The sequence below is a fragment of the Streptomyces sp. NBC_00872 genome (assembly GCF_045161915.1).
Lineage (GTDB): Bacteria > Actinomycetota > Actinomycetes > Streptomycetales > Streptomycetaceae > Streptomyces.
Genome location: NZ_CP108806.1, coordinates 1,275,541 through 1,287,706, shown reverse-complemented (window position 1 = coordinate 1,287,706; position 12,166 = coordinate 1,275,541). Strand labels below are relative to the sequence as shown.

Annotated in this window: 9 protein-coding genes; all 9 read right to left on the bottom strand. The window is 69.5% G+C overall.

Annotated elements, in window-relative coordinates; all coding sequences use genetic code 11:
- Window positions 1–3: 3 nt before the first annotated feature.
- On the bottom strand, window positions 4–639 hold the full coding sequence (locus tag OG214_RS05395; RefSeq protein ID WP_383038379.1) for a 4-carboxy-4-hydroxy-2-oxoadipate aldolase/oxaloacetate decarboxylase: 636 nt from the start codon (window positions 637–639) through the stop codon (window positions 4–6).
- Window positions 636–1,322 (bottom strand): RraA family protein, encoded by a 687-nt coding sequence (locus tag OG214_RS05390; protein ID WP_363080634.1) that lies wholly within the window; start codon window positions 1,320–1,322, stop codon window positions 636–638. The genes OG214_RS05395 and OG214_RS05390 overlap by 4 nt, the downstream gene beginning before the upstream one ends.
- Window positions 1,319–2,017, bottom strand: a complete 699-nt coding sequence (locus OG214_RS05385) for an RraA family protein (protein WP_405983958.1) — start codon at window positions 2,015–2,017, stop codon at window positions 1,319–1,321. The genes OG214_RS05390 and OG214_RS05385 overlap by 4 nt, the downstream gene beginning before the upstream one ends.
- Window positions 2,014–3,066: a hypothetical protein gene (locus OG214_RS05380; RefSeq protein ID WP_405983957.1), complete on the bottom strand. Its 1,053-nt coding sequence runs from the start codon at window positions 3,064–3,066 to the stop codon at window positions 2,014–2,016. The genes OG214_RS05385 and OG214_RS05380 overlap by 4 nt, the downstream gene beginning before the upstream one ends.
- A gap of 6 nt (window positions 3,067–3,072) precedes the next feature.
- Complete coding sequence (locus tag OG214_RS05375; RefSeq protein WP_405983956.1) at window positions 3,073–4,167, bottom strand: amidohydrolase family protein; 1,095 nt, start codon at window positions 4,165–4,167, stop codon at window positions 3,073–3,075.
- 506 nt (window positions 4,168–4,673) lie between these two features.
- Window positions 4,674–7,499, bottom strand: coding sequence for a discoidin domain-containing protein (locus tag OG214_RS05370; RefSeq protein WP_405983955.1), 2,826 nt, complete (start codon window positions 7,497–7,499; stop codon window positions 4,674–4,676).
- A gap of 188 nt (window positions 7,500–7,687) precedes the next feature.
- Window positions 7,688–10,357 (bottom strand): hypothetical protein, encoded by a 2,670-nt coding sequence (locus tag OG214_RS05365; RefSeq protein ID WP_405983954.1) that lies wholly within the window; start codon window positions 10,355–10,357, stop codon window positions 7,688–7,690.
- A complete protein-coding gene (locus tag OG214_RS05360) occupies window positions 10,354–11,289 on the bottom strand; it encodes a carbohydrate ABC transporter permease (protein ID WP_405983953.1) in 936 nt (311 codons plus the stop codon). Before OG214_RS05360 ends, OG214_RS05365 begins: the two co-directional genes overlap by 4 nt.
- On the bottom strand, window positions 11,286–12,098 hold the full coding sequence (locus tag OG214_RS05355; RefSeq protein ID WP_363084488.1) for a sugar ABC transporter permease: 813 nt from the start codon (window positions 12,096–12,098) through the stop codon (window positions 11,286–11,288). The genes OG214_RS05360 and OG214_RS05355 overlap by 4 nt, the downstream gene beginning before the upstream one ends.
- Window positions 12,099–12,166 lie beyond the last annotated feature (68 nt).

Here is a 12,166-nt window from a genome sequence, read left to right as displayed (position 1 = left end):
GGCTCAGTCCGTGCCGGCCGGTCGGAAACCGTAGATGTCCAGGGTGAGTTCGCCCCCGGCGATCCGGCTCATATAGCCGGCCTCGGCGGCCTCGCGCGCCCGGCCGCGCTCCAGTACCGATGCCACCGACGCCTGTGGAATCACCACGACGCCGTCGGTGTCGGCCACGACGAGATCCCCGCGGCTGACAGTGGCGGTGCCCAGGGTGATGGGATCACCGACGGTGCCCGTGTCGTCCTTGACCGTCGTACGCACCGCGACCGAGGAGCTGAAGACCGGAAAACCACGCTCGCGCAACTGGTCCACGTCCCGCACACCGCCGTCGATCACCAGCCCCAGCACCCCGCGCGCCTGCGCCGCCGCCGTGAGCACCTCGCCCCAGTAACCGCAGGCCTCGCGCTGTCCGTCGACCACCAGGACATCGCCCGGCGAGGCGTGTTCGAGCGCGATGTGCAGTGGCAGGTTGTCGGCGGCCGCGGTGGTCACGGGCAGCGCCCGGCCGACCACGGCGGCGCCCGGCCAGACCGGCCGGATACGCGGCGGGAGGAAGCAGTCCAGCTTCGACGCCTCGTACAAGGTGGCGGTTCCCAGCCGTAGGAAGACGGCGGTGTCCGTGAGATCGGACGGGGCGGTCGTCATGCCTGGTTCCTCTGCAGCAGGTGATAGCCGTGGGCGGCTCGCGCCTCGGCCAGGGAGCGGCCCGCGAGTATGTCGTCGACGATGCGCGACTCGCGTTCATGGATGGTGTGGCAGATGTCCGCCACGTCGTCCTCCACATCGGGCGGTACGGTGACCGCGCCGTCGGCGTCGGCGATGACGAGCTGACGGGCCGCGATCCGGACCCCGCCGACGCTCACCGGGCACTGGACGTCCCGGACCTCGACCCGGTCCTTGCCGGTGCGCATGTACCGGCCGCGGGTGAACAGCGGATACCCCACGTCGAGCGCCCGCCGCACATCGCGGCAGACCCCGTCGATCACGGTGCCCGCGATACCGCGGTCGTTCGCCATGGCGGTGAGGATGTCGCCCCACACCGTGCAGTCGGTACGGCCGCCGTTGTCGAGCACCGCCACATCGCCGGGCCGCATGTCGTCCAGATAGTCGCCCACCGTGCCGGCCGGGTGCCCGGCCGTGGTGTACGAGACGGTGTAGGCCCGCCCGAAGATCCGCGCGCCGTCGAACAGCGGGCCGATGCCGAGCAGACAGCCCTCCCTGCCGACGCGGTCGAGCGCGTCGGCGATCGTCGCGGTCGAGTAGCCGTAGAGGGGATGCGCCGTGCCGTCGGCCGAGGCCGGCTCACGGGCGGCGGTTTGGTCGCTCACGCGCCGTACTCCTCGGTCGTGGGGAACTGACTGTCGTGCATGACCTCGGTGACCGGCCGCCCCTGGGCGACCGCGTCGGCCATGGCCGCCTCGCGGGCGACGATCCGCTCGGCGAAGCCGATGACGCGCTGGACATAGGCCCCGGGTACGAAGGCGACACCGTTGCCGTCGGCGATGACGTGGTCGCCCGGCTCCACGGTGATGTCACCGAACCGGACCGGCTCGTCCATCGCGTACTGGACGACACGTCCGCGCGCGCTGACGGGCACCACGGCCCGTGCGAAGACCGGCAGACCGAGTTCGGCGCTCTCGGCGGCGTCGCGGCAGGCGCCGTCGACCACCACTCCCGCGATGCCCCGGGCGAGCGCGGCGCGGCTGAGTATCCCGCCCCAGCAGGACACGTCCAGACGTCCGTCGTTGGCGATGACCAGCACATCGTCCGGTCCTGAGATGTCCACGGCGGCGGCGGCGACATGGTCCGCCGGCCTGCCGGAATCGCGCGGTCCCACCGTGACGGTACGCACGCGCCCCGCGACGACATGCCGGACCGGCCAGACCGGCACGGGTCCGAGTGTCACCGTGGACAGGCCGTAGGCGTCCAGGGCGTCCGAGACGGCACAGGAGTCCAGCGCCCGCAGCCGTTCCACCGCGGTGGCGGCCGGGGCGGTCGTCCGCGCCTCGTTCTCCGTCGTCATTCCGCGTCCTTACCGGAGTCGGGCCGTGCGGCCGTGGCGTCCTGCCAGGTCATGAACGCCATCGCGCAGCCGGTGCCCGCCTCGGCCCGGTAGCACGGCTCGTAGCCGACCAGTTCGGCGCCGAGCGAGGAGGAGTGCAACGCTCCCGCGACCACGATCCAGTTGCGCATCTCCGAGGTTCCCGACCGCAGCACCGCGTCGGGCAGGGAGCGCAGATAGTCACTGTCCCGGCTGGTCAGCGCGGCGATGAAGGCACGGTCGAGCTCCTCGTCGACGACGAAGTGACTCAGCCCGCCGGAGGCGACGATCCCCACCCGCAGCGCAGCGGGGAAGGCTCGGATCGCCTCGCCCAGGGCGACGCCGAAGTCGAAACAGCGGGCGGCGGACGGCGGGTTCGGCTCCCAGAAGGTGTTCACGAAGACCGGCACGGTCGGCGGTATCGCGTCACCGCCGAGCAGCTGCTCGAAGATGAAGCCCCATCCGTGCGGGATCCCCGAATTGCCCCACTCACCGGGCGGCAGCGCGCGGGACGCGGCCGGGTCGAACCCCGAGGCCGAGGTCCGCTCGATCAGATGCCGGGCCAGCGCGGAGTGCCCGGGACGCACGGTGCTCGTGGCGGGCACATTGGCGACCTCGGCGATGGCCAGCCCCGGCTTCATACCGTCGAGCTGCTCCTGGGTGAAGGGCTCGTGGCGCATGGTGTCGCCCCAGTAGAAGGCGAACTGCGGCAGCAGTTCATCGCCGAACACCTCCTTGTGGTCGCTGCTCACGACCACCAGGACATCCAGCGCGGCCGCCTCGATCCGCCGGCCCAGCTCCTCGATGTCCGCACGGCAGGCGCTGTGGCGCCGGCGGCGTGTCTCCAGCTCGCATTCGGCCGCGAACCCCGGTGCGCGCAGTGCCAGCAGGTCGTCGTACGGATACTCCACACCGCGGTAGACCAGTGCCTTGTTGGCGCGGTCCGCCTTCGCCCGCTGCCCCCAGTCCTCCGGCGGTGTGTTCAGCAGGGGGCCGTGGGAGGTACCCACGCCCAGTACGAGATCGCTCACGCTTCTTCACACCTCCAGACGGAACAGCTCGACGGCGTTCGTCTCGAACAGCGCTTTCCTGTCGTCGTCGGTCAGCCAGTCGATGTCCTCGATGAGCAGATGGATGTCATCGATCCAGCGGCCGGTCTCCGGGTCCTTCACCGAGCCGGTGCCCGGCTTCTCCGTACCGAACAGACAGCGGTCGACACCGACGGTGCGCAGCAGGAATTCGATCGAGTCACGTGTATAGAGGCAGGTGTCGTAGTGGAGGCGGCGCAGGCGCTCCTCGAAGGTGGTGCCCGCCCGCAGGGCCGCCGGGTAGAAGCGGCCCTTCTGGTACGGGACGGCCCCGCCGCCGTGCGACACGACGATCTTCAGCTCGGGGAAGTCGTCGAGGACGGTGGACTGGAGCAGTCCGGCCACCGCCAGGGTCTCCTCCTGGACGAAGTGGAGCGAGTAGCTCTCCCTGGCCGGAGGACGGCAGGCCGCCGAGTGGATGATGGCGGGGACGTCGAGTTCGCAGAGCGCCTCCCACACCGGGTACCAGAAGCGGTCCCCGATGGCCGGCGGCTGCCGCAGCCCCTCGTAGGGGTCGGTGTTCAGGGTCGCGCCGACGAAGCCCAGGTCATTGACACAGCGCCGCAGCTCCCGGGTCCACGCGGCCGGATCGAGCTCCATCGACTGCGGCATCCCCGCGACACCGCGGAAGCGGCTGTCCGCCGCGCAGCACATCGCGATGACGTCGTTGGTCTCCTCGGTGAACCACTCGACGAGCTTGGCCGGGCTCTCGCTGTGCATCATCTGGAACGGCCGCGGCGAGATGAACTGGATGTCGACCCCCGCCTCGTCGAGATGCCGCAGATGCGAGATCTTGCCGAAACTCGGATGCGGCGCGTTGAGCGCCTCCACGACATGCTGCTCGGTCACTCCCGACCGCCCGCGCCCGTGAGCGCCGCGATGGGAGAGGAGTCCGGCTTTGTACGCGTAGAGCTTGTCAGGGGCGGTGACATGCCCGTGGACGTCGATATAGATGGTGCTGCCCTCCTTGTGGCCGGAACGGGCGATGCCCGCCGTGGCCGGTGGAGCCGCTGAGAGAGCTCCTGTCCGGGTGTCCTGAACCATAGAGATGGTGTGCCCTATACGGAATAGGTCGCGCGAGAATTCCGTATGGCGGTATGTGGTGGACCCGGGGGTCTTGCGTTCGCCCTGTTCTCCTGTCGGGCCTCGCGCCGGACCGGGCTCCCGGCCGAGGGCGAAATATGCGCCAAGAGGGAGGAAAGGCGCACGCCGGCGGGCGGAAAGCGCCATCGATACGCGGTCACCGGCCGGTAGAACGTCACATTAGGCGAAATTTCCGTCGCTGGACCGGTCGCGTACGAACTTGGCCATCCTGGAATGGTCTCAGTCGGCGCGCCCGGTGGTCCGGCGGTGTCCCGGGGCTCCCGCGCGAGGGGTTAGTTGGAATTTCAAACTCACTGGGCCGGGGTGTGCGCCGGTATGTTCCGGACCCGTCGGCGGGCTGCCGCCGGCGAACCGGCCCCGGCGCCGACACGGGAACCGGTGTACCGCGGAACCGTACGGTCCCGCGGTACACCGGCGTGGTCAGATCTCAGGCTCGGGCCTCAGGCTCAGACCGGGACGATGCGGTACGTCCTGTCCACCGCCGTCTGGACGGAGATCACCCCGTTCGCGGTGGTGAACGGCACCGCCGCGCCACCGGCGTCGGTCACGGTGAAGGCGCCCGTGGACCACGGGTTCTTCAGCCGCAGTGTGCCACCGGCCTTGCTGGTGACCTCGACATAGCTGACGCGGTCGCTCTCCTTCGCACTGGACACCACGAACGCCCCCTTCTGGCGGAGCTGCCAGAAGCTCGCGTTCTTGCCCGCCGGCCAGACCGGGAACAGGGTGATGATCCCCTGGTCGCTCTGGACGAGCATGCTGTTGACCGCCTCGGTCGCCCCGGACTTCTCGATGCCGTGGTACGGGTCGGCGATCCGCAGATTCGGCGCCAGGTGCGAGTTGATCACCTGCTTGAACTTGTCGATGAGCGACTGCGCCGGATATCCCACCCGGGCCGCCTGGTTGAACACCTTGGGGAAGCTGTTGTTCTGGCCCCAGGAGTTCATGGCGTCGAGGGTGTCCACACCGATCCGCAGCTTCGCCGGGTCCGAGTTGATCCCGAGCTGGTCGGCCGGCTGGACGAATTCGAGGTTGATGGTGTTGTCACCGGGGCGGATGTCCCGGGTGTCGGACCCCTGCATGGTGCCGGGGCTCACCAGTGAGTACACCGTCTTCCCGTTGAACACCGTGGTCGGCTGCGCCGGCAGATTGTCGAGGATGTTCTGCCAGGTGGCACGACGGTCCGCGTCGACACCGAGCTTCTGGCTGCCCGCGATCAGGGTGGACAGCACCTGCTTCAGCAGACCGATGTCGGCGGAGGAGTTCTTGCCCCAGGTGCCCTCGTGCGGACCGCTCCACATCGAGTACCGGCCCGCGGAGTCGCGTTCGAGATAGCTCTCGAAGAACTGCGCGACCTGGCCGAGGAAGGGATACGCCTTGGTCCTGAGGAACTCGGTGTCCTGCGTGTATTCGTAGTAGGAGATGAACTGGGAGGCGGAGAAGAGGGAGTTGGAGACCTGCTGGTGGTACTGGTCGTCGGTGGTCGTACCGTACGGGCCGATCCCCACGGGGAAGAGCACACCGGCCGGCACACCGCCGCTCGGGAAGCGCCCGCTGATGTAGTCGGACTTCACCCGGGTCAGATCCTGCCTGGCCCGGCGCTGCGCCTCGGGGACATACGCGAGGATCGTCTCGTGGAACGGCAGGGAGAGTTCCGGGCGGTTGCTGGAGTAGACACCGTAGAACGGCGCCTGCGCGTTGTAGTTGAGATGGTAGTCACCGCTGAACTGCGGGGAGTCCGTGGTGGTCCAGATCCCGTAGAGGGCGGGGGCGGTCTTCCCGGCCCGGCTGGACGCCCCGATGAAGTACTGCGCCGCGTAGTAGAACTTCTCCAGTACGGCGTCGCCCAGTTCGACGGCCGACCGCATCCAGTAGTTCTTCCACCAGTCGGCGCGCTGGGTGTCCAGCGTCGCCAGCGAGGCCGTGGTCTGGGTGCGCACCTGTGTCACCGCGTCGTTGTGCGGCGCCGACGGGTTCTGTCCGCCGCCGCCGATCTGGGTGACGACACGTACGGTCGCGCCCGCGGGAAGGGTGAAGACGGTCTTCGCGGTGGCGCCCGAGACGGTCGGTGTCTGCATGGCGGACGCGCCGAGGACCGTGGTCGCCAGTGCCCCGCGCGACACCCACCTGCTGCCGGAGGCGGTGGCGCGCTCGGCCCACATCACCTGGCCGTCCACCCCCGCGGAGTTGCTGTAGGCGGAGTTGGGCGTGGTGGCACCCGCGTAGGTCGACGCCTGGAGCTGTACCGGCTGGCTGCCGGTCGAGGTGACGGAGGTGACCAGTACGTTCTTGTCGGCGGCCAGCCAGGTCTTCATCGACACGGGGGCGTTGGACAGTGACATCGTTGTCGCGATCGTGCCGTCGACGATGTTCTGTTCCTCGCGGAAGGGCGCCGCCGGCGGGGGAGTGCCGCCGCCGCTCTGCGCGTACAGCTCGATCTGGCCGATCCGCGCCCGGGGGTTCTGTGTCGAGTCGGGGGTCGTGCTCTGCGTCGGCTCGGTGACGTTGACCCTGATGTACCGGGTCTGTACGGCCGTGATGGACCGGTCGATGACATCGGCGGTGTTGTTCTGCACCGTGTCGGCACTGTTCCAGTTGGTGCCGTCCGCGCTGGTCTGGAACGCCATGTTCTTGGTGTTGAAGGCGGCGTTGCCGGGGCGCGCTGCGTTGTCGTTCCGTATGACATAGCGGGCCACGGTCTTGACGGAGCCGAGGTCGAGGGTGATCCACTGCGGCTTGCCGATCTGGGAGACCCAGCCCTCGTACCCGCTGCTCCACTGGCCGTTGACCGCCCGGTCGGGCGTGAAGGAACCTTCCGTGCTGCTGGCGGTCGCCCGTGCGCCGATGGCGAGGTTGGTGCCGGTCTGCGCGGTGGTGCCGGTGATGGTCACACCGCCGATGGGGGCCGGCTTCGGGCTCGGGTTGGCGTTCCAGAAGTCCCCCTTGGAGACATAGAACGTCTTGACGCCCGTGCTGCCGCCGGAGGTCACTCCGACGTCACCGTTCCCGAGCAGGGCGGTGTTGGGCATCGAGTTCGAGATCGAACCCGAGTAGGCCTGGTCGGTCCAGACACCCTTGATACCGGCCAGCTTGGCCCTCAGGGTGTCCCACTGCTGGGCGGGCGTCGGCGGTCCCGCCGCCAGGGCCCGTACGGACTCGTTCCCGGCGCCCGCGGCGTTCCCGGCCACCGCGCTGCCGGGAATCGCGAGCGGTACGGCGACGGCCAGGGCCACCGCCACCGCGTACCCGCGTGGTCGTCCGAATCCGCGGATCACTCTCCGCGTCGTACTCTCCTGCCCCATTGCGGCTCTCCTTCGAGTCGGGGTCCTGTGAGTCGGGATGGTGCGAGAGGGCGGTACAGGTGTTTCCGTGCGGTGCGGCCGTGCGTTCCCACGCACGGCCGCACTGTTCCTCCGGGACCGGCCGGGACGTGTCGCGAGAGTCCCGCCCGGCCCGCGACGGCCTACCTCGGTGATCTGGGCAGGCCGAAGCCGATGGCCCGGACGTTCTCCAGCCGTCCGTACGGGGTACTGGTCGTCCCGATGTCCTTGCTCAGGGACTCGATCCCGGCCTCGATACCGAAGAGCCCGGCGAGGACGGCCTCCGTCACGGCGACGGCGGCGTTGCTGTCCCGGTTCGCCACGCCCCGGCCCGCGACGCGGTAGCCGCCGTCCGCGGCGACCTCCATGGCCTGCCCCCACAGCCCGCCGGAAGTGGCGCGGTGCGCGCGGCGCAGTACCCCCGCCGCGATATCGGGACGCCCGAGCCGGCACAGTCCGAACGAGGTGGCTCCTGGCCAGGCCGCGAAGGCGCCGGCGGCGCCGTGGTCGGGCCGGTCCGAGAGCGGCGCGATCAGGTCCCCGGGGTCGAGGGCGCGCATCCAGTCGCCGTCCAGAAGATGTTCGGTGACGAAGCGGACCATCTCCGCACGCTGGTCCGCCGACAGGTCCTCGCCCATGTCGGCGGCGACGAGCTCGAAGTCCAGACAGTGGCCGATGACCTCGTCGCCCTCCGGATGGGAGATCATCCACCGGCCGTCGCCCGCGTACTGGCCGAGCACGGCGGCGGAGAGCTCGGCCGCCTCGGCCTCGGCCACCCCGGCCTCCTCCTCGTGCCCGTCACCGAGCGCGCGCAGCAGCGCGGCCAGGGAGCGCAGCATGCCGACATAACCGGCGTTCAGCGAGACGACCGCGTCGCGGTAGTTCGGCACGCACTCCAGCAGTTCCCAGGCGTCCCGGCCGAAGTCGGCCAGCACACCCCCGCCGAACGTGGCCCGCAGTGTGTTCGGGCGGAACGCCATCTCCCGCAGATGCTGGAGCACACGGCGTCCGCCCGCGCTCTCGTCGAGCAGCCCGAGATCGCCGGTCACCCCCACATACGCCTTCACGGTCCTGAAGAGCGAGTGGTCGTTGGCCGAGTAGTGGTTGCCGACCGGCAGCAGATTGCGGGTGTCGAAGGAGTGGCAGCGCTCGTACGGCTGAGCCAGCGCCGCGAGGATCCAGCGGCGCAGACCGTCGGGTTCGAGCAGGGCCGCCGTCCTGGCCCACTCCGAGATGTCCCAGAAGAAGGTGGTGGTGGCGCCCAGGCGCGGCCCGCCGGTCAGGAACACCGGACCGACCGGACTGACCTTGGTGTTGCGCAGATAGACGGCGAGCAGCGCGCCCAGATAGTACGTACGGGCGAGGTCCGCGTCCTCGGTCCGCAGGGTCGGCAGATGACCGGAGAACTCGGTGTTGCCCGGCTCGAACGCGCTGTCCCAGGTCCGGCGCCAGCGCTCGGCCACGGCGTCGAACTCCGCCGTGAAGGAGGCGGCGGCCCGCGCCGCGTCGCGTGCCACGGCCCCGGCCGAGTCCCCGATCTCCAGCACCACGCCCAGTACGGTCTCCTCGCCGGGCTGGAGTGTGATGTCCCAGCGGGCGGTGCCGCGCGCCCCCGCCGTGCCGATGGAACCGGGCGGGACCGAGAAGGCGTACGCACTGCGCGCGGGCGACCGGGAATCGGCGATCGAGACCGTGCCGCCGTCGGCCGTGGCGGTCCACCGCTGTCCCTCCCACCAGGCGGCGGTCGTCAGCAGGGGCGCGTCGTCCAGCAGCAGTTCGGCGCCGGTGTCGGCGACCAGGACCGCCACACCGTGCCAGCTGCCGGGGGCCAGCGGCTCCGGCGCGACAAGACGCTCGCCCGCGATCCGCAGGGCGAGACACCCGTTCTCCAGGGAGACCTGGAGCGAGTCGGGGTGGTTGCCATGGGTGATGATCACCCCGGTCTGCCCGGGTGTGTCCGCGCGTACGGAGAACAGGAGGACATCGCCGTTGCCGAGCCCCACCGTGCCGATCCGCAGATCGGTGTCGGGACGCACCTCGTACTCCGCGGTGTCTTCGCCGGTGTGCTTTTCCGCGCCCCCGACCGGTTCCGTCCCGCCCGTGCCGGCGCGGCGTACGGCGACCTCCCTGACCAGGCAGGCCGCCCCCGGCGCCCGTACCCGCCCCGAGTCCGGCGTCGAGTGGTCGGGCAGCTCCGACTCCAGCAGCATCGGCTCGGAGTCCTCGTCCCGCTGGATACCGGGGACACGGGGGCTGCCGAGCCGTATCCAGCGCTCCCCGATCGGCAGGAACTGCACCTGGCGGGGCCGGTCGGCGACGGCCTCGTCGCGGATCCGCTCGGTGGTGAAGTAGTCGTGGTGATGCCCGTCGTTCCACGGACTGCCGTAGAGCCAGCCCCAGTCCACCTCGGAGTGGGCGAAGGGAGCCAGCAACTCCTGCTCCACCGCCGCCGTCACGGGTCCGGACGTGGTGTTGCGCAGCGCGAGCCGCCACAGCAGCCGGCTCCGCTCGTACCCCATCCGGACCTCGGTGGTGACCGTCAGCGCGCCGGCCTCCGCCGCGCGCCGGACACCCCAGGGGGCCCAGCGCAGCCGCTCGGCGAGCGGTACGGAACCGTCGATCCGCAGCGCTCCGGTGTGGTAACCACCGCTGTACGGCGGAAAGGCGAGCCAGGACAGCGAGGTGAGATCGCCGTTGACATGGCCCTGGCCCCACTGGTTGCGCAGGGACGGCAGATGGTTCAGCTCGGCGCGCTCGGTCCATCCGCCCGCGAGCTCGTCCAGGGCGGGGACGCCGTCGGTCGGCCGGTTCACTTGGACGCTCCTGACATGAGTCCGTGGATGAACTCGCGCTGGCTGACGAGATATCCCACGACGGGGATGACAGCGGCGAGGAACATGATCCCGAAGAGCTGGCTGTAGTCGGTCGAATAGGCACCGAGCGAGACATAGATGCCGGTGGTGATCGTCTGGCCCTGGAGCGGGCCGAGGATGAACTGCGGGTTGAGGAAGTCGTTCCACACCCACAGGCCCAGGAAGATCGCCACGGTCGCGGTGGCCGGGCGTACGACGGGGAAGACGATGCGCCACCACAGCCGCAGATCGCCCGCGCCGTCCATCCGCGCGGCCTCGATGACCTCGCGGGGGATCGTGCGCAGGAATCCGACGTAGACGAACACGGCGAACGAGAGATAGCCGCCGCCCACGTTGGACAGGATCAGACCCGCGTACGAGTTGGCGAGACCGATCGAGCGCAGCAGCGTCACGATCGGCAGCAGCACCACCTGCGGGGGCACCATCAGCCCGAGCGCGAACACGGCGAGCAGGGCGCCCCTGATCCGGGGCGAGCGCTCGGAGATGTAGAAGGCGAGCATGGAGCTGAGCGGGACGAGAATGACCAGCGTCGCCGTGGTCACCATGATCGAGTTGAGCAGCCCCGCCTGGACCAGGTTGTCCGGCCGGCTCAGCGCGTTGACGATGTTGTCGAAGGTGAACGGAATCGGCGGGGCGGCCGGATTCGAGACGATCTGGTCCTGCTTCTTGAACGCGCTGACGAAGGCGACGTACACGGGCAGGATGAACGCCAGTGTGATCAGCCAGGCGCCGGCGAGATGCGTCCTGCCGCGCAGCCGGGACCCCGGGGCCCGGACGGAGCCGGCCGGCCCGGTCGACGGCGCGGACCCGGCGGAGGCCGCGGTCCCGTTGGGCTTCCCGGTCCTGACGGGCCGTGTGGTGGGAGCGCTCACAGGTTCGTCTCCCTTCGGCGGAGCAGTGTGGTGACGCCGTACGAGACCACGGCGGTCAGAGCCAGCAGGAACATGGCGATGGACGAGGCGTAGCCGAACCGGTTGTCGGTGAAGGCCACGGAGATCAGATAGAAGGCGGTCGACTGGGTCGACTCCGCCGGGCCGCCGCCGGTGAGGACGGCGACCACGTCATAGAGCTTCAGTGTGGTGATCAGACACAGGACGACACTGATCGTCGTACCGGGCGCGATCATGGGCAGGGTGACATGCCGGAAGCGGCCGAGGACACCGGCGCCGTCCATCCGGGCCGCCTCGTACAGCTCCTGCGGTACGGACTGGAGCGAGGCGGTGTAGACGACGGTGGCGAACGCGATGGTGATCCAGCTGACGACCGCGCAGACCGACACCACGGCCAGTTGTGAGTCACCGAGCCAGGCGACGGGTTCATCGATCAGCCCCACCTGGGCGAGCGCGCTGTTGAGCAGGCCGTTCTGGGTGAGGATGCTGCGCCAGATGAATCCGACGATGACCCCGGACAGCACCTGCGGGATGAAGATCAGGGTCCGCATCACCCGGTAGTTGGCGGAGGAGCGGTTGAGGACGATCGCGAGAAGCAGGCCCACCGCGTTGGCGATGACCGTGACCGCCACGACCACGATCATCGTGAACAGGAGGCTCGACATGAGCCGGTCGTCCGACAGCAGTTCGCGGTAGTTGGCGAGTCCGACGAAGGAACTGCCGGCCTGAAGGGGATTCTTGTCCGTGAAACTGAGGAAAAGGCTCTGCACCAGCGGGTACAGAAGGAACATCCCGTACAGGATGACCGCGATCCACGCGACGGGCGCCAGCCCGAGGCTTCGGCCTGTTCGTAGAGATC